This is a genomic window from Tabrizicola sp., from assembly GCF_022842145.1.
GTDB lineage: Bacteria > Pseudomonadota > Alphaproteobacteria > Rhodobacterales > Rhodobacteraceae > Tabrizicola.
Window position 1 is genome coordinate 258635 of sequence record NZ_JALHQD010000006.1, and the last position, 15806, is coordinate 274440.

The window sequence follows — 15806 nt, forward strand, 5'->3', positions numbered from 1 at the left end:
GAAATCAAATGACCTGAAAGACTGACCACGCGGGGCACCCTCTGGCATCCCGCCCCCATTCCCGCTACCACTCCCCCATGCGCCCGCTGCCGCCCATGTTCCTCGTCCTCCTCCTCTGGTGCGCCGGCCTCGGTGCCGCCGCCCAGTTCGGGAAGATCTCGATCCTGTACGAGACCCTCCGCGCGACCTACGGCGGGCAGGGCGAGGTCGCCCTCGGGCTCGTCGTCTCCATCGTCGGGATGGTCGGCCTGATCTTCGGAACCACCGCCGGGCTTCTGGTGGCCCGCATCGGCCCCCGCCGCGCCATCGTCGCCGCGCTGGCTGCCGGGGCGGCGATGTCCGCCCTGCAAAGCCTGATGCCGGCCTACCCCCTGATGCTGGCCAGCCGGATCATCGAAGGCGCCAGCCACCTCGCCATCGTCGTGGTCGGCCCCACGATGATCGCGGCCCTCGCCCCCGAACACCGCCGCCCCCTCGCGATGACCCTCTGGTCCAGCTTCTTTGGAGTGACCTACACCATCCTCGCCCTGATCGGCCCGCACGCGACCCCGACCGGCCTTTTCCTCGGCCACGCCGCCTACATGGCCGCCCTCGCCGTGATCCTGGCGCTGACCCTGCCGCCCGACCCCCGCGGGGTTGCGCTGCCGATGGGGAACCTTCTGGCCCAGCACGCGGCCATCTACGCCTCGCCCCGCCTCGCCGCCCCGGCAATGGGGTTCTGCTGCTACACCTTCCTCTACGTCGCCCTCCTGACCCTGCTGCCACCCGAGACGCCCGAGACGCACCGCGCCCTGATCGCCGCCGGGATGCCCCTCGTCTCCATCGCCGTGTCGCTGACGCTGGGGGTCCAGCTTCTGGGACGTATGTCGGCCGTCCGCCTGGTGCAGGCAGGTTATCTGGTGGCGATACCAGGATTTCTGATCCTGTGGGTGTTCTGGGGGCAGGGCGCCGGAATGGTGGCTGGAGGGTTCCTGCTGTCCGGTGCGCTCGGGATCGTCCAGGGCGCAAGCTTCGCTTCGATCCCCGAACTTAACACCACCCCCGAAGACCGCGCCCGCGCCGCTGGGGCGGTGGCGCAACTGGGGAACCTGGGGACGACCACGGGTACCCCGGTCCTTGCAGCATTGCTTGCCAGCATGGGTCCGGGGGGGCTTGCGCTGGCGGCGGTCATCCTTTGCGGGGCAGGGATCGGCATCCACGCTCTGCAGAAGGCCCGCCGCGAGCAGGTGACCTAGCAGGCAACAACCGCCCCGCCGCCTGCCGCCCAATCGCGCAGGCCGCCGAGGTTGACCACAGGCCCGTAGCCAAGCTGCGCCAGCCTGTCCGCGGCCATCGCCGACCGCCCACCCGCCGCGCAGTAGACCGCGACCGGCAGGCCCTGCGGCAGTTCACACCCCGGCTGGCGTGGGTCGCACTTCAGGGGCAGCAACGACAGCGGGATCAGCTTGGCCCCCTGCGCCACACCCGAAGCTTTCGCCTCGGCGACCTCGCGTACGTCGATTAGCAGCATTTTTCCCAGAGCCACCTGTTCGGCGACTTCTGCGATGCTCAACCGGAGGGGGGCGGGACGGGCCGTGGAAGACATAGAACACCTCGTTCTTGGGATTACACCTATATAGCTTGGAATATGAAAATGTAAACCCCACAGCAAGGCCGATATGCGTTCATGTTCCGTTCACTTTTTCCGGTTGGAGACTCAGCCAAACCGTCCTATGTCTTGTCCCTGCACGTTTGGGGTTATCATGGCGGAACAGAAGTTCATCGAAGTGCGCGGCGCGCGCGAGCATAACCTCAAGGGCGTAGACGTCTCGATTCCGCGCGACCAGTTGGTGGTGATCACCGGGCTTTCCGGCTCGGGCAAGTCCTCACTCGCCTTCGACACGATCTATGCCGAGGGGCAGCGGCGCTATGTGGAATCGCTGTCGGCCTATGCCCGCCAGTTCCTCGACATGATGGGCAAGCCTGATGTGGATCACATCTCCGGCCTTTCGCCCGCAATCAGCATCGAGCAGAAGACCACCTCGAAGAACCCGCGTTCCACCGTCGGCACGGTAACCGAGATCTACGACTACCTTCGCCTGCTGTTCGCCCGGGTCGGCACGCCCTATTCCCCCGCGACCGGCCTGCCGATCACCGCGATGCAGGTGCAGGACATGGTCGATGCCGTGATGGCGATGGAGGAGGGGACGCGGGCCTATCTGCTGGCCCCGATCATCCGGGACCGGAAGGGCGAATACCGCAAGGAATTCCTGGATCTCAGGAAGCAGGGCTTCCAGCGGGTCAAGGTAAATGGCGCCTTCTACGAGCTGGAAGAACCGCCGACGCTGGACAAGAAGTTCCGCCACAACATCGACGTCGTGGTCGACCGGATCGTCGTGAAGGAAGGGATCGAGACGCGCCTCGCCGATAGCTTCCGCACAGCGCTGAACCTGGCCGACGGGATCGCCGTGGTCGAGCTCGCCGACGCCAAGGAAGGAGAGGAAGCGCAGCGCATCACCTATTCGGAGAAATTCGCCTGTCCGGTCAGCGGCTTCACCATCGCCGAGATCGAACCCAGGCTGTTCAGCTTCAACGCACCGTTCGGCGCCTGCCCGGTCTGCGACGGCCTGGGGATGGAGCTTTTCTTCGACGAGCGCCTCGTCGTTCCCGACCAGAACCTGACCCTGATGCAAGGTGCCATCGCGCCTTGGGCCAAGTCGAAGTCGCCCTACCTGACCCAGACGATGGAGGCCCTGTCGAAGCACTACGGCTTCAACCTGAAAGCCAAGTGGAAGGACCTGCCCGACACGATGAAGGACCTTTTCCTGCACGGCTCCAAAGGCCAGGAAATCGAGTTCCGCTATGACGAGGGCGGGCGCGTCTATCAGGTCAAGCGCGTCTACGAGGGCATCATCCCCAATATGGAACGCCGCTACCGCGAGACTGACAGCGCTTGGTCCCGCGAGGAGATGGAGCGCTATCAGGCCAATCGCGCTTGCGGAGCCTGCGGTGGCTACCGCTTGAAGCCCGAGGCGCTGGCGGTGAAGATCGCCAAGCTGCACGTCGGACAGGTGGTACAGATGTCGATCACCGAGGCTTATGCCTGGATCGAAGGCGTGGCCGAGACTCTGACCAAGCAACAGAACGAAATCGCGAAGGCGATCCTGAAGGAAATCCGTGAACGCCTTGGATTCCTTGTGAATGTCGGTCTGAACTATCTGACGATGAGCCGCGCCGCGGGGACCCTGTCGGGGGGGGAATCGCAGCGCATCCGGCTGGCGTCGCAGATCGGGTCCGGTTTGACCGGCGTGCTTTACGTGCTGGACGAGCCGTCCATCGGACTTCACCAGCGCGACAACGACCGGCTGCTGACCACGCTGAAGAACCTGCGGGATGCGGGCAACACCGTCCTGGTCGTCGAACATGACGAAGACGCCATCCGCGAGGCCGATTATGTCTTCGACATGGGGCCGGGCGCGGGGGTGCACGGCGGGATGGTGGTCAGCCACGGCACGCCCGCCCAGGTTGCCGCCGATCCGGCCAGCCTGACCGGGCAGTATCTGTCGGGTGTGCGGGAGATCGCGGTGCCGAAGACGCGCCGCAAGGGCAATGGCAAGACGCTGACGGTGGTGGGAGCCACCGGCAACAACCTCAAGAACGTCACGGCCGAGTTTCCGCTGGGGATGTTCGTCTGCGTGACGGGTGTGTCGGGGGGCGGCAAGTCCTCGCTGACCATCGAGACGCTGTTCAAGACCGCCGCGATGCGCCTGAACGGCGCGCATGAAACTCCGGCGCCTTGCGAGACGATCAAGGGGTTCGAGCATCTGGACAAGGTGATCGACATCGACCAGCGCGCGATCGGCCGGACTCCGCGTTCGAATCCAGCGACTTACACCGGGGCCTTCACCCCGATCCGCGACTGGTTCGCGGGTTTGCCAGAGGCCAAGGCACGGGGCTACGGCCCGGGGCGGTTCAGTTTCAACGTCAAGGGTGGTCGCTGCGAAGCCTGCCAGGGCGACGGTGTGCTGAAGATCGAGATGAACTTCCTGCCCGACGTCTACGTCACCTGCGAGACCTGCAAGGGCCAGCGCTACAACCGCGAAACGTTGGAAGTCAAGTTCAAGAACAAGAGCATAGCCGACGTTCTTGACATGACCACCGAGGACGCCCGCGAGTTCTTCCAGGCGGTTCCGTCGATCCGCGAGAAGATGGATGCCCTGGTTGAGGTGGGCTTGGGCTACATCAAGGTCGGCCAGCAGGCGACCACGCTGTCAGGTGGCGAGGCGCAGCGGGTGAAGCTGTCAAAGGAGCTTTCCCGACGGGCAACCGGCCGAACGCTGTATATCCTGGATGAGCCGACCACCGGCCTGCACTTCGAGGACGTCAGGAAACTTCTCGAAGTGCTGCATTCCCTTGTGGACCAGGGGAATACGGTGGTGGTGATCGAGCATAATCTGGACGTGGTGAAGACGGCGGATTGGGTGATCGACATCGGCCCCGAAGGCGGGGACGGCGGCGGCGAAATCGTTGCAACCGGAACGCCCGAGGCTGTCGTGAAGGTCGAGGCAAGCCACACCGGCCGCTACCTCAAGGACCTGCTGAAACCGCGGCGCATCGCGGCAGAGTAGGGTGGGCGATACCGCCCACCCTACGCCCGTGCTCAGTTCAGCACGTTTTCCAAGATGCGGATCGGCTCGATGACGACAAGGTTGCTTTCCTTGACGCGGACGATCTGGTTGTCGATCACCACGTAGACGCTGTCATCGTCAAGCGGCGTCAGCGACAGGTCCGCCCACTGATCTTCGGTAACGATCACGTAGTGGCCGCGGAGGCGGTCGCCTTCGGCATAGACATGGTCCGGGTTATAGGACTTGCCGACCTGTCCCGGAGGGACGCAGGCGGGGTCCTTCTTCGCCAGGCCGGGCGGGCAGTCCTTGGCGCCTTCAGCCAGCGCTGGAACGCCGGTCAGGGTGAATGCCGCAAGGGTGGCGGCAAGAATGGTGGTGATACGGGGCATGTTGGCCTCCTTCTGCTCTGATACGAAAGTAAAACCGTTTGGCGGGCCTCTTAGTTCCTGAAAGGTTCGGGCCAAGCGGCTTTCAGCGCAGGTGCGAGGTCCGGCGCGTGCGGATCACCTCCAGCACCAGACCAGAAGCGGTTTCCACCCGGTAGACCACGCCCGCCATCGCATAGTAGCGCCAGCTTCCATCCGAGGGGGCAAGGTCATAGCGGGCCGGGTCCATCAGCAAGGACCGCGTCTCGACCGGGAACCTGTCACCGACGATGAAGGGCGTGACCGTGGGCTTCACCCGCAGGATCTTGCGGGCAGGGGCGTCATCGATCGGACGCTCGCAGACCGAGGGGACGATGGAAGCGCATTGCCCGGCCAGCGCAGGACCGACGGGGAAGAGAAGAAGCAGGGAAAGGATCAGGGGTCGCATTCTGGCCTCGCTGATGGATCAGCAAGGGAACGCCGGTAGTTAAGGCGCGGTTCCCCGGGGGAAACCGCGCCGGAGAGGTTAGTCCAGCGCCTTGAAGTTCAGGCTGGCACCGTCCTTGATGCCGCTGAACCAGCGCGCCGTGACGGTCTTGGTCTTGGTGTAGAAGCGGAAGGCATCGGGCCCGTACTGGTTCAGGTCACCGAAAGCCGATTTCTTCCAGCCACCGAACGAGAAGTAGGACAGCGGCACCGGGATCGGGAAGTTGATCCCGACCATGCCCACGTTGACCCGGGACGCAAAGTCGCGCGCGGTGTCGCCGTCGGCGGTGTAGATCGCGGTGCCGTTGCCGTATTCGTTGTCCATCACCAGCTTAAGCGCCTGCTCGTAGGACCCGGCGCGGACAGTCGTCAGGACCGGCCCGAAGATCTCCTGCTTGTAGATATCCATCTCCGGGGTGACGTTGTCGAAAAGCGAGGGGCCGACGAAGAAGCCGTTCTCATAGCCCTGCAGCTTGAAGCCGCGGCCGTCGACCACCAGATTCGCGCCCTGTTCGACGCCCGAATTGATCAGGCCAAGGATGCGGTCCTTCGAGGCCTGGGTGATCACCGGCCCGAAATCCACATCGTTTCCAGCGGTGTACGGGCCGACCTTCAACTTCTCGATCCGCGGGATCAGCCGTTCGATCAGTGCGTCCGCGGTCTTTTCACCGACCGGGACGGCCACGGAAATCGCCATGCAGCGTTCGCCCGCCGCGCCATAGCCCGCGCCCACCAGCGCGTCCGCGGCTTTGTCGAGGTCGGCGTCGGGCATGATGATCATGTGGTTCTTCGCACCACCAAAGCACTGCGCCCGCTTACCGTTCGCAGCGGCCCGGCCGTAGATGTATTGCGCGATGGGGGTCGAGCCGACAAAGCCCACGCCCTGAATCACCGGGTGGTCCAGGATGCCGTCCACCACGGTCTTGTCACCGTTCACCACCTGCAGCACGCCATCCGGCAGGCCAGCTTGTTGCAGCAGTTCGGCCAGGTACAGCGAGGTCGAAGGCACCCGTTCCGACGGCTTCAGGATCATCGCATTGCCCGACGAAAGCGCCGGTCCGATCTTCCACAGCGGGATCATCGCCGGGAAGTTGAACGGCGTGATTCCGGCAACGACACCAAGCGGTTGGCGGATGGCGTAAAGGTCGATGCCCGGACCTGCGCTGTCCATCGCCTCGCCCTTCAGCATCGCGGGCGCGCCCATGCAGACCTCGATCACCTCAAGTCCGCGCTGCACGTCGCCTTTGGCGTCGGGAATGGTCTTGCCGTGTTCGCGGGCCACCATCTCGGCCAGCTTGTCCATGTTTTCATTGATCAGGGCGCCGAAAGCCATCATCACCCGGGCCCGGCGCTGCGGGTTCGTGGCCTGCCAGCCGACCTGGGCCTTGGCGGCCTCCTGGATGGCGTGGTCCAACTCGCCTAGCGTGGCCAGAGCGACGCGCGCCTGCACTTCGCCGGTGGCGGGGTTCATGACATCGGCGAAGCGGCCCGAAGTGCCCGCGACGCGCTTTCCGTTGATCCAGTGACCGATCTCTTGCATGGAATCCCTCCTAAGGTTGCTGTCCTTCTACCCCTGCACAAACGCCAGACAAAGCGGCAATCGTCCAAAAAGGTTTTGCAGGAATGCAGGGCAGGGGTAGGGTGGACAGTATTGCCCACCTAGTGAGGTTCAAGAATGGACTGGGACGACCTGCGCGTATTCCTTGCCGTGGCGCGCACCGAAAGCCTCTCGGCGGCAGGCAAGCGGCTGAAGATCGACCCGGCCACCGTCGGTCGCCGCATAGCCCGGCTTGAGGAGGCCACCCACGCGCGGCTTTTCACCAAGTCGCCGCAGGGCTATGCGCTGACCGAGGAGGGCGCCCGGCTGATCCCCCATGCCGAACAGGCCGAGCGCGCCACCCTTGGTGCCGAGGAAAGCCTGACCGGACCCGGTGGCCTGACCGGGCTGATCCGGCTGGGTGCGCCCGACGGCTGCGCGAACTACCTGCTGCCCCAGGTCCTGTCCCGGATCTGTGACGAAAATCCCGGGCTGGAAGTGCAGATCGTTGCACTCCCCCGCGTCTTCAACCTGTCCAAGCGCGAGGCGGATATGGCCATCGCCGTCAGCAGACCCGAAGCAGGCAGATTGACCGTGCAGAAGCTGACGGACTACCGACTGCACCTGGCCGCCAGCCGCAACTATCTGGCAGGGGCGCGCGCCATCACCGCGCCCGAGGACCTGCAGGGGCACCGGATCATCGGCTACATTCCGGACATGATCTTCGACAAGGAACTGGACTACCTCGCCGAGATCGGGATCGGTCCTGCGACCCTGACGTCGAATTCGGTCTCGGTGCAGCTGAACTGGCTGCGGACCGGGGCAGGGGTCGGGGTCGTGCATGACTTCGCGCTTCCGGCCGCGCCGGACCTCGCGCGCATCCTGACCGACCGGATCAGCCTGACGCGCAGCTTCTGGCTGATCCGCCACGAAAGCGATGCGCGGCTGGATCGGCTGAACCGCTTCGCCGATCAGCTGACCCGCGGCGCGCGGGCCGAGATGGTGCGGCTTGAGGCGCTGATCGCGGACGAAACCCGTGCTTGACAGAATCCCCTGTCAGGTCCGACCCTTGACCTCCGGTCAGGAGGAGGGGCCGTCCCATGCTCGTACAGCAAATCCTCGCATCCAAGGGTGACCTTGGCGTCATCACAGTCGAACCAGGCACCACCGTCCAGGAAGTTGCCGCGATCCTTTCGTCGAAACGGATCGGGGCGGTGATCGTCTCGTCGGACGGCAAGGCGGCCCTGGGGATCGTTTCAGAGCGCGACATCGTGCGTGAACTGGGCAAACGCGGCGCCACCTGCCTGAAAGACCCGGTCGAAAGCCTGATGACGGCAAAGATCGTTCATTGCACACGGACCGAAGGCACCGATGCCGTGCTGGGCCGGATGACCGATGGCCGTTTTCGCCACATGCCGGTGATCGAGGAGGGCCAGATGGTCGGCCTGATTTCCATCGGCGACGTGGTCAAGGCCAGGCTGATGGAACTGGCGGCCGAGAAGGAAGCCTTGGAAGGCATGATCAAGGGCTTCTAGGGCGGAAATGCGCTTGCACCCGCGCGGGCAATATTGTTGCGTGCAGAAGTCATGCGGCCAGCCAAGGGGGAGCCATGCGCATCGGGCTTTATCCGGGGACCTTCGATCCGGTCACCCTGGGCCACATCGACATCATCCAGCGCGCGATGGCCTTGGTGGACCGGCTGGTGATCGGGGTGGCGATCAACCGTGACAAGGGGCCGCTTTTCAATCTGGAAGAGCGCGTAGCGATGGTCGAGGCGGAATGCGCGGCGATCATCGCCAAGACCGGGGGCGAGATCATCGTCCATCCGTTCGAGAACCTCTTGATCGACTGCGCCCGCGACGTCGGCGCCGGAATCATCATCCGCGGTCTGCGCGCGGTGGCGGATTTCGAATACGAATTCCAGATGGTCGGCATGAACCGCGCGCTGGATGCCAGCATCGAGACGGTGTTCATGATGGCCGATGCCCGGCGTCAGGCGATTGCCTCCAAGCTGGTAAAGGAGATCGCCCGGCTGGGCGGCGACGTCTCCAACTTCGTGACACCGCCGGTGGTCGACGCCCTGGTCCACAAGTACCGCTGATGCAAAAGGGGCCCGCAGGCCCCCGCATCGTCCAGCGTTCTGGCCGCGATCAGGCCGCCTTGCCGTAGACCGCTTCGCGCGCGATCCGGTCGGCGTCGCCGGGAAGAATCCCGAGATCCAGCGCGATGTCGGCAGGCAGGTTGGCAATCTCGTTGCGGGTCTGGCGGTACAGCGCATAGTTCGCCGCAGCGGTCTTCAGCATTTCATACACAGAGGTCATCTTCATCGTCCTTATACAGCGCGAGAGGACTGCTTTTCCTTCTCGCATGGCCGGAACATAAGCGTTCCGTTGGCGCCAACAATGACCAATGCTGCGCTGCGGCTATGCAGTCACCGCATAGCTTCGGACAGGAAAAAGGGCGCCAGATGGCGCCCTTTTGCCTTTATATCAATGGGTTCAGATCAGTTTTCCCATCGCGACAGCCGTGTCAGCCATGCGGTTCGAGAAGCCCCATTCGTTGTCGTACCACGACAGGATCGACACGAAGCTCCCGTCCATCACCTTGGTCTGGTCCATGTGGAACACCGACGAATGCGGGTCGTGGTTGAAGTCGCTGCTGACCAGCTTTTCGGTCGTGTAACCCAGGATTCCCTTCAGCGGACCCTCGGCGGCGGCCTTGATCGCGGCATTCACTTCCTCGACCGATGTGGCGCGCCTGGCGATGAACTTCAGGTCCACCACGGAGACGTTCGGCGTCGGCACCCGCATGGCAAAGCCGTCAAGCTTGCCCTTCAACTCGGGCAGCACCAGACCGACGGCCTTGGCAGCGCCGGTCGAGGTCGGGATCATCGACAGCGCCGCAGCCCTGGCGCGGTACAGGTCCTTGTGCATCGTATCCAGCGTCGGCTGGTCGCCGGTGTAGCTGTGGATCGTGGTCATCATGCCCTTCTCGATCCCGATGGCGTTGTTCAGGACGAAAGCCACCGGCGCCAGGCAGTTGGTGGTGCAGGACGCATTCGAGACGACGATGTCATCCCTGGTCAGCGTGTTGTGGTTCACGCCGTAGACGATGGTCTTGTCCGCGCCGTCGCCGGGGGCGCCGATCAGCACCCGCTTCGAGCCGTTCTCAAGATGCGCCTGGCACTTTTCCTTCGAGGTGAAGATGCCGGTGCATTCCAGCACGATGTCGACGTCACCCCAGGGCAGCTCGGCCGGGTTCTTCAGCGCGGTCACCCGCATCGGCCCGCGGCCGACGTCGATGCTGTCTGCGCCCGTGGTCACCGTGGCCGGAAACTTCCCGTGCACCGAATCATAGCGCAAGAGATGGGCGTTCGTCTCGACGGGACCCAGGTCGTTGATTGCCACGACCTCGATGTCGGTGCGGCCCGACTCGATGATGGAGCGCAGCACGTTGCGTCCGATGCGTCCAAATCCGTTGATGGCAACCTTGACGGCCATGACTAGTCCTCCGAAGTTTGGGGTATCCCGATAGCGCTAACAAAGACATATCGCCGGGAAATGCAACCGCAGTTTGACGCGGTCAGTTCCAGAAAGCCACCCAGTCGATCAAGTTCAGGAATTTTCGCGCCAGAAACTGAAACGCCGCCCCGCTGTTGACTGCAAGGTCGGCGACAATGGCGGCGACAATCACCAGGCCCAGCCAGATCGCGATGGTATTGGTCAAGCCGGCCCCCGGAAAGCGGGGCGCCTGGCCCCGGTTACTGCGCGAGCCGCCCCATCGCGCCGGCCACATCGGCCATCCGGCAGGAGAAACCCCATTCGTTGTCATACCACGCCAGCACGCGAACGGAACGCCCCGCGACCTTGGTCTGGTCGGGCGCAAAGATCGACGACTGCGACGTGTGGTTGAAGTCGATCGACACCTTCGGTTCGGGGTCATAGGCCATGACCATGCCCATGTAGCCTGCGCAGGCTTCCCTGACGATTTCGTTAACCTCGGCCACCGTGACCGACTTCTGCGCGATAAAGGTCAGGTCCACCGCGCTGACGTTCGGCGTTGGCACGCGGATCGCCGAACCCTCCAGCCGGCCCGCCAGTTCCGGCAGCACCTCGCCGATAGCCTTGCCAGCGCCGGTCGAGGTCGGGATCATCGCCATTGCTGCACTGCGGGCGCGGTACAGGTCCTTGTGCCGCCGGTCCAGCGTCGGCTGGTCGCCGGTGTAGCTGTGGATCGTGGTCATGATCCCGCTTTCAATCCCGATCGTGTCGTTCAGCACTTTGGCCAAGGGTGCCAGGCAGTTCGTGGTGCAGGAGGCGTTCGAGACCACCAGGTGTTCTGGCAGCAGGCTACGGTGGTTGACGCCGTAGACCACCGTCAGATCCGCCCGCTTCGCCGGGGCTGACACCAGCACCCGCTTCGCCCCCCGCCCCAGATGCACCGCCGCCTTGTCGCGGTCGTTGAACTTGCCGGTGCATTCCAGGACGACATCGATGCCGTACCAGTCCAGTTCCTTCGGCTCATAGGTCGACATCATCCGGATCGGCCCGCGACCAAGGTCAAGCCCGGCGTCCATCACCTTCACCACCCCGGGAAACCGGCCATGCACGCTGTCATACCGCAGGAGGTGGGCGTTCGTCTCCACCGGCCCCGTCGCGTTGATCGCCACCACCTGTACGTCGTTGCGGTTCGATTCCGCGATATGCGCCAGCGTGCAGCGCCCGATGCGCCCGAAGCCGTTGATGCCGACGGTGACGGTCATGCTGAAACTCTCCCTGGTGATCCCGGTCGCAGGGATACCGGCTTGCATCCGACATTCAAGACAAAATACGACGGCAAATCAGAGTGTTAGCGCAATCTTCGCCTGTTTGCGCTAACCGGGTGCATCACTTTGCCGAATCCTGCGTTTCCAGCTACATCCAAGGTTGCAGGCGGAACGGGGCAAGGCATGAGCGGACTTCTGGCACTTCTCGACGACGTGGCGGCCATCGCCAAGGTGGCGGCTTCGTCGATCGACGACATTGCGGCGGCTGCGGCCAAGGCGGGGACCAAGGCGGCGGGGGTGGTGATCGACGATGCCGCGGTGACCCCGAAGTACGTCCACGGCTTCTCGGCCGACCGGGAACTGCCGATCATCTGGCGCATCGCCCTTGGCAGTTTGCGCAACAAGCTTATCGTCCTGCTTCCCGGCCTTCTGGCGCTGGACCATTTCGCCCCTTGGGTCATCACGCCGCTGCTGATGCTGGGCGGGGCATACCTGTGCTTCGAGGGCGCGGAAAAGTTGGTCCACGCCTTTGCCCCCCACGCTGACGAAGCTGTCGCGTCGGACTTCGACACCAAGGACCCGACCCACCTGGAAGAGGAAAAGGTCGCCGGTGCGATCAAGACCGACTTCATCCTCTCGGCCGAGATCATGACCATCGCGCTGGCCACCATCGAAAGCCCCAACTTCTGGATGCAGGCCATCACGCTGGCGGTGGTGGGCACGATCATCACCGTCGCGGTCTACGGGGCGGTCGCTCTGATCGTGAAAATGGACGACGTGGGCCTTCACCTGGCCGCCACGGGCCGGACCTCCGGGGGCAGGGCGCTTGGCCGCGGGCTGGTGCTGGCGATGCCAAAGCTGATGGCGTTCCTGTCCACCGTCGGCACGGCCGCGATGCTGTGGGTCGGCGGCAACATCGTCATCCACGGGCTGGAGGTCACCCATCTCTGGGCCTGGCCCTACGAGACGATCCACCACATCGCCGAGGCCGTCGCCCATGCGGTGCCCGTGGCGCAGGGCTTCGTCGAATGGGTGGTGACGGCGGCGCTGGATGGGGTCTTCGGACTGATCCTCGGCGTCCTCCTTATCCCCGTCGCGACCCGGATGATCGGTCCGCTCTGGGCCGCCGTCACCGGCAAGAAGGCCGCCGCGCACTGACGGAACCGGCCCTGCAAGATGGCGTTGTCTCCCCAACAAGGGAGACCACCATGAACCGCCAAGACTTCGACGCCTGGGAAGCCCGCATCCGCGACCGTGCCGATCTGCTGTGGCAAGAGGCGGGCAGTCCCGAGGGCGGCAGTGACCGTTACATCGACCAGGCGCGCGAGTTGCTGGCGATGCGGGAAGTCGCGCTTCCGACGCTCGACCCCGAAGAGGCCGCGGCGCCTGTGATCGAGGAAGCCTCGATCCAGGGCAACCTCGGGGAATTCCCCACGCTGACCGACCAGGGCGAGGAGCAGACCTATCCGCACATCCAGGACGACGACGGCCCGCGCCTGTCGGACGGTGACGCCTCCGAGGACGGCGGAGTCCTTCCGACCGAGGATTATCCTGAGGAAGACCTGCCCGAGGTTTCCCTCGCTGATGCCGATCTCACCTCAAGCACCGAGAATGCCGAGGACGATCCGCAAAGCCCCGACCTCAATGACGACGGGATGCCCGATCCCGAGGACCTGGACGCCGAGGAGGATGTCGAGGGCGAGATGGACCCCGGCGACGAATACGAGGACAGCGCTCCCCCGGACCCCGATGCCACCGCGCCAGGCTATGACGCTGCGGTGCGTGGGCGTTAGTCCAGCAGGGCCAGCCGCTGCGCCAAGGCCGAGACAAGGTCGGTCCGTGTCACGATCCCGACGATGGCCGCGCCTTCCACCACCGGCACCGCCTCGGCTCCGCCATCCGCCAGAAGCGGCAGCAGCGCCCCCACGGGCGTTGCAGGCGTAACCTGCGGCACTCCGGTCTCCATGATTTCACCGGCCTTGGGCGGGGTCTTGCGGTGGCTGTCGATCAACCGGGCCAATGCGGCAAGCAGGCTGGAATGCTGAAGAAAGGCATCCTCGCGGGCGCGGCGGATCAGGTCGATCTGGAAGATCACACCCATCAGGCGGGTGCCCTCCACCACCGGCAGCGAGGTGAAGCCCCGCGTGCGGAAGATGTCCGCGACCTGGGACAAGGGCGCCTCCGGGCCGACCGTCACCAGATCGCGCGACATGATGTCAGCGGCGGTAAACCCCTCCATCCGCCGCGCCGCAGCGGCCTGTTCCGCCGCGCCGACCAGTCGGGCCAGGTCGGCGACACCAAGGTTCGCCGACTGCCGGAAGTCTTCCAGGATCGTGGCCAGCTCGGCCGGATCAAGGCCGATCCGCGCCTCGGGGGTGGGGTCCTGCGTGCCGTGCGGACCCGGCTGGGCGGGCTGGCGGAAGGGGTAGACCCGGCCTGCCGCGCCGTTCCACAGGATGCCGACCGCGACCAGGAGGGCAGACCCCGCCGCGACGGTCGCGGTCGTTGCCAGCCAGTGCGCCGGACCACCAAGCGCCACCAGAAGCGCCACGGCACCGCCCGGAGGATGCAGTGCGCGCGTGGCCAGCATCGCGGCAATCGCCAGACCCACCGCCAGCGGCACGGCGTGGCTGGCCTGGGGCAGGGCGCTCAGCACCGCCAGCGCCACCAGTGCGGACAGCGTATTTCCCACCACCACCGACCAGGGCTGCGCAAGGGGGCTGTTCGGAACCGCATAGACCAGCACCGCCGAAGCCCCGAAGGGTGCGATCAGCCAGCCAAGCCCTGCGCCCCGCAGGGCCAGCCCCGCCAGAAGCAGCCCCACTCCTGCACCAAGCCCGGCGCGGACAAGGTCCACCACCTTCGGGCTGCCCATCGCCGGGCCGAATCCCCGCCAGTCCATCCTTGCCCCCTTTTTCGCGGCGGACCCTGACCGGCCAAAGTCGAAATGAAAAGCCCGTCAGAACCTCGCGCGCCAGCGGTCCGTCAAAAATGGAAGCGGCGGCCCGAAGCCGCCGCTTGCTTAACCAGACTGGATCAAAGGGTCAGAGCAGCGCCTTGGCCGCTGCAACCGTGGCGTCCGCCGTGATCCCGAATTCGGCGTACAGCCGCTCCATCGGGGCCGAGGCGCCGAAGGTCGACATGCCAACGAACCCGGCCTTCGCCTCGCGCCCGCGCTCGCCCAGAAGCCAGCGGTCCCAGCCCATCCGGACGCCCGCCTCGACCGCGACCCGCACCGGGCCGGGCGGCAGGACCTTGCGGCGGTAGGCCTCGTCCTGCGCTGCGAACAGTTCCATCGACGGCATGGACACGACGCGGGTGCCGATCCCTTCCGCTTCCAAAGCGGCACGGGCCTTCAACGCGATCTCGACCTCGGAGCCCGTCGCCATCAGGATCACCTGACGCTTGCCCGTCGCCTCCTCCAGCACATAGGCGCCTTTGGCGACCATGTTGGTGTTGGTGTGGGTCTTCCGCACCGCCGGAAGGTTCTGGCGGGACAAAGCCAGGACGGTTGGCCGGGTCTTCTCGGTCAGCGCGATTTCCCAGGCTTCGGCGACTTCCACCAGGTCAGCAGGACGGATCACCAGCGTGTTCGGCGTCGACCGGCTGATCGCCAGATGCTCGACTGGCTGGTGGGTCGGGCCATCTTCGCCCAGACCGATGGAGTCATGCGTCATGACATAAACGACCGGGATGCCCATCAGCGCCGAGAGGCGCATCGAAGGCCGCGCATAGTCGGTGAAGCACATGAAGGTGCCGCCATAGGGCCGCACGCCGCCATGCAGCGCCATCCCGTTCATCGCTGCGGCCATCCCATGTTCGCGGATACCGAAATAGACGTAGCGGCCCTTGCGATCCTCGGGCGTGAAAACGCCCAGGTCGGCGGTCTTGGTGTTGTTTGATCCCGTCAGGTCGGCAGAGCCGCCGATGGTTTCCGGCAGCACCGGGTTCACCGCGGCCAGCACCTTTTCCGACGAGGCGCGGGTGGCCAGCTTCGGCATATCCGTGACGGCCTGCTTCTTCACGCCGCGAATGACCGAGGCCAG

Annotated in this window: 17 protein-coding genes; 7 read left to right on the forward strand and 10 right to left on the reverse strand. The window is 65.0% G+C overall.

The window, feature by feature from the left end:
• Positions 1-77: 77 nt before the first annotated feature.
• Positions 78-1235, forward strand: coding sequence for an MFS transporter (locus Q0C42_RS15420; protein WP_295077722.1), 1158 nt, complete (start codon positions 78-80; stop codon positions 1233-1235).
• Here Q0C42_RS15420 and Q0C42_RS15425 read toward each other — a convergent pair.
• Positions 1232-1585, reverse strand: a complete 354-nt coding sequence (locus tag Q0C42_RS15425) for a rhodanese-like domain-containing protein (RefSeq protein WP_295077725.1) — start codon at positions 1583-1585, stop codon at positions 1232-1234. The two genes, Q0C42_RS15420 and Q0C42_RS15425, sit on opposite strands and share 4 nt — an antisense overlap.
• 157 nt (positions 1586-1742) lie before the next feature.
• Between Q0C42_RS15425 and uvrA the strand changes: the two genes are divergently transcribed.
• A complete protein-coding gene (gene uvrA, locus Q0C42_RS15430; protein WP_295077728.1) occupies positions 1743-4607 on the forward strand; it encodes an excinuclease ABC subunit UvrA in 2865 nt (954 codons plus the stop codon).
• A 32-nt stretch (positions 4608-4639) separates the two neighbouring features.
• Here the strand turns inward: uvrA and Q0C42_RS15435 are convergent, their stop codons facing one another.
• The 3 genes from Q0C42_RS15435 to Q0C42_RS15445 all read right to left on the reverse strand — a co-directional run bounded on the left by Q0C42_RS15435 (position 4640) and on the right by Q0C42_RS15445 (position 6998).
• Positions 4640-4996 carry a hypothetical protein gene (locus Q0C42_RS15435; protein ID WP_295077731.1) on the reverse strand — a complete coding sequence of 119 codons (357 nt, stop codon included), beginning with the start codon at positions 4994-4996 and terminating at the stop codon, positions 4640-4642.
• Between the two features lie 82 nt (positions 4997-5078).
• On the reverse strand, positions 5079-5420 hold the full coding sequence (locus Q0C42_RS15440) for a hypothetical protein (RefSeq protein ID WP_295077734.1): 342 nt from the start codon (positions 5418-5420) through the stop codon (positions 5079-5081).
• Between the two features lie 78 nt (positions 5421-5498).
• Positions 5499-6998 (reverse strand): CoA-acylating methylmalonate-semialdehyde dehydrogenase, encoded by a 1500-nt coding sequence (locus Q0C42_RS15445; protein ID WP_295077737.1) that lies wholly within the window; start codon positions 6996-6998, stop codon positions 5499-5501.
• Positions 6999-7133: 135 nt separating this feature from the next.
• On the opposite strand from Q0C42_RS15445, the gene Q0C42_RS15450 reads away from it, so the two are divergent.
• The 3 genes from Q0C42_RS15450 (at position 7134) to coaD (ending at position 9096) form a co-directional block, all read left to right on the forward strand.
• On the forward strand, positions 7134-8039 hold the full coding sequence (locus Q0C42_RS15450; RefSeq protein ID WP_295077740.1) for a LysR family transcriptional regulator: 906 nt from the start codon (positions 7134-7136) through the stop codon (positions 8037-8039).
• A 56-nt stretch (positions 8040-8095) separates the two neighbouring features.
• Entirely contained in the window at positions 8096-8530 is a 435-nt protein-coding gene (locus Q0C42_RS15455) for a CBS domain-containing protein (RefSeq protein ID WP_295077743.1), read from the forward strand.
• 74 nt (positions 8531-8604) lie between these two features.
• Positions 8605-9096: a pantetheine-phosphate adenylyltransferase gene (gene coaD / locus Q0C42_RS15460; RefSeq protein ID WP_295077746.1), complete on the forward strand. Its 492-nt coding sequence runs from the start codon at positions 8605-8607 to the stop codon at positions 9094-9096.
• Between the two features lie 49 nt (positions 9097-9145).
• On the opposite strand, the gene Q0C42_RS15465 is transcribed toward coaD, so the two are convergent.
• From Q0C42_RS15465 to gap (Q0C42_RS15480), 4 genes are all read right to left on the reverse strand, one after another.
• Positions 9146-9316, reverse strand: a complete 171-nt coding sequence (locus tag Q0C42_RS15465; RefSeq protein WP_295077749.1) for a hypothetical protein — start codon at positions 9314-9316, stop codon at positions 9146-9148.
• A gap of 177 nt (positions 9317-9493) precedes the next feature.
• Positions 9494-10495, reverse strand: a complete 1002-nt coding sequence (gap, locus tag Q0C42_RS15470; RefSeq protein WP_295077752.1) for a type I glyceraldehyde-3-phosphate dehydrogenase — start codon at positions 10493-10495, stop codon at positions 9494-9496.
• 82 nt (positions 10496-10577) lie between these two features.
• On the reverse strand, positions 10578-10721 hold the full coding sequence (locus Q0C42_RS15475; RefSeq protein ID WP_295077755.1) for a glyceraldehyde-3-phosphate dehydrogenase: 144 nt from the start codon (positions 10719-10721) through the stop codon (positions 10578-10580).
• Between the two features lie 34 nt (positions 10722-10755).
• Positions 10756-11757, reverse strand: coding sequence for a type I glyceraldehyde-3-phosphate dehydrogenase (gene gap, locus Q0C42_RS15480; protein WP_295077758.1), 1002 nt, complete (start codon positions 11755-11757; stop codon positions 10756-10758).
• 186 nt (positions 11758-11943) lie between these two features.
• On the opposite strand from gap (Q0C42_RS15480), the gene Q0C42_RS15485 reads away from it, so the two are divergent.
• Together Q0C42_RS15485 and Q0C42_RS15490 are read left to right on the forward strand one after the other, a co-directional pair.
• The gene (locus Q0C42_RS15485; protein WP_295077761.1) at positions 11944-12918 is read left to right on the forward strand and encodes a DUF808 domain-containing protein; all 975 of its coding nucleotides are present in this window, start codon (positions 11944-11946) and stop codon (positions 12916-12918) included.
• 50 nt (positions 12919-12968) lie between these two features.
• Entirely contained in the window at positions 12969-13553 is a 585-nt protein-coding gene (locus Q0C42_RS15490; RefSeq protein WP_295077764.1) for a DUF2934 domain-containing protein, read from the forward strand.
• On the opposite strand, the gene Q0C42_RS15495 is transcribed toward Q0C42_RS15490, so the two are convergent.
• Together Q0C42_RS15495 and Q0C42_RS15500 are read right to left on the reverse strand one after the other, a co-directional pair.
• Positions 13550-14662: an HPP family protein gene (locus Q0C42_RS15495; protein ID WP_295077767.1), complete on the reverse strand. Its 1113-nt coding sequence runs from the start codon at positions 14660-14662 to the stop codon at positions 13550-13552. The two genes, Q0C42_RS15490 and Q0C42_RS15495, sit on opposite strands and share 4 nt — an antisense overlap.
• 142 nt (positions 14663-14804) lie before the next feature.
• Positions 14805-15806, reverse strand: a 1002-nt coding sequence (locus tag Q0C42_RS15500) for a transketolase family protein (RefSeq protein ID WP_295077770.1), incomplete at its 5' end; no start/stop codon positions are given.

What these genes read in the sequence shown, in the direction of transcription:
- Q0C42_RS15440 (WP_295077734.1), bottom strand. Translation starts at nt 5,420, where the DNA reads ATGCGACCCCTGATCCTTTCCCTGCTTCTTCTCTTCCCCGTCGGTCCT.
- Q0C42_RS15420 (WP_295077722.1), top strand. Translation starts at nt 78, where the DNA reads ATGCGCCCGCTGCCGCCCATGTTCCTCGTCCTCCTCCTCTGGTGCGCC.
- Q0C42_RS15485 (WP_295077761.1), top strand. Translation starts at nt 11,944, where the DNA reads ATGAGCGGACTTCTGGCACTTCTCGACGACGTGGCGGCCATCGCCAAG.
- Q0C42_RS15465 (WP_295077749.1), bottom strand. Translation starts at nt 9,316, where the DNA reads ATGACCTCTGTGTATGAAATGCTGAAGACCGCTGCGGCGAACTATGCG.
- coaD (WP_295077746.1), top strand. Translation starts at nt 8,605, where the DNA reads ATGCGCATCGGGCTTTATCCGGGGACCTTCGATCCGGTCACCCTGGGC.
- Q0C42_RS15435 (WP_295077731.1), bottom strand. Translation starts at nt 4,996, where the DNA reads ATGCCCCGTATCACCACCATTCTTGCCGCCACCCTTGCGGCATTCACC.
- Q0C42_RS15425 (WP_295077725.1), bottom strand. Translation starts at nt 1,585, where the DNA reads ATGTCTTCCACGGCCCGTCCCGCCCCCCTCCGGTTGAGCATCGCAGAA.
- gap (WP_295077758.1), bottom strand. Translation starts at nt 11,757, where the DNA reads ATGACCGTCACCGTCGGCATCAACGGCTTCGGGCGCATCGGGCGCTGC.
- Q0C42_RS15495 (WP_295077767.1), bottom strand. Translation starts at nt 14,662, where the DNA reads ATGGACTGGCGGGGATTCGGCCCGGCGATGGGCAGCCCGAAGGTGGTG.
- Q0C42_RS15455 (WP_295077743.1), top strand. Translation starts at nt 8,096, where the DNA reads ATGCTCGTACAGCAAATCCTCGCATCCAAGGGTGACCTTGGCGTCATC.
- Q0C42_RS15450 (WP_295077740.1), top strand. Translation starts at nt 7,134, where the DNA reads ATGGACTGGGACGACCTGCGCGTATTCCTTGCCGTGGCGCGCACCGAA.
- gap (WP_295077752.1), bottom strand. Translation starts at nt 10,495, where the DNA reads ATGGCCGTCAAGGTTGCCATCAACGGATTTGGACGCATCGGACGCAAC.
- uvrA (WP_295077728.1), top strand. Translation starts at nt 1,743, where the DNA reads ATGGCGGAACAGAAGTTCATCGAAGTGCGCGGCGCGCGCGAGCATAAC.
- Q0C42_RS15490 (WP_295077764.1), top strand. Translation starts at nt 12,969, where the DNA reads ATGAACCGCCAAGACTTCGACGCCTGGGAAGCCCGCATCCGCGACCGT.
- Q0C42_RS15445 (WP_295077737.1), bottom strand. Translation starts at nt 6,998, where the DNA reads ATGCAAGAGATCGGTCACTGGATCAACGGAAAGCGCGTCGCGGGCACT.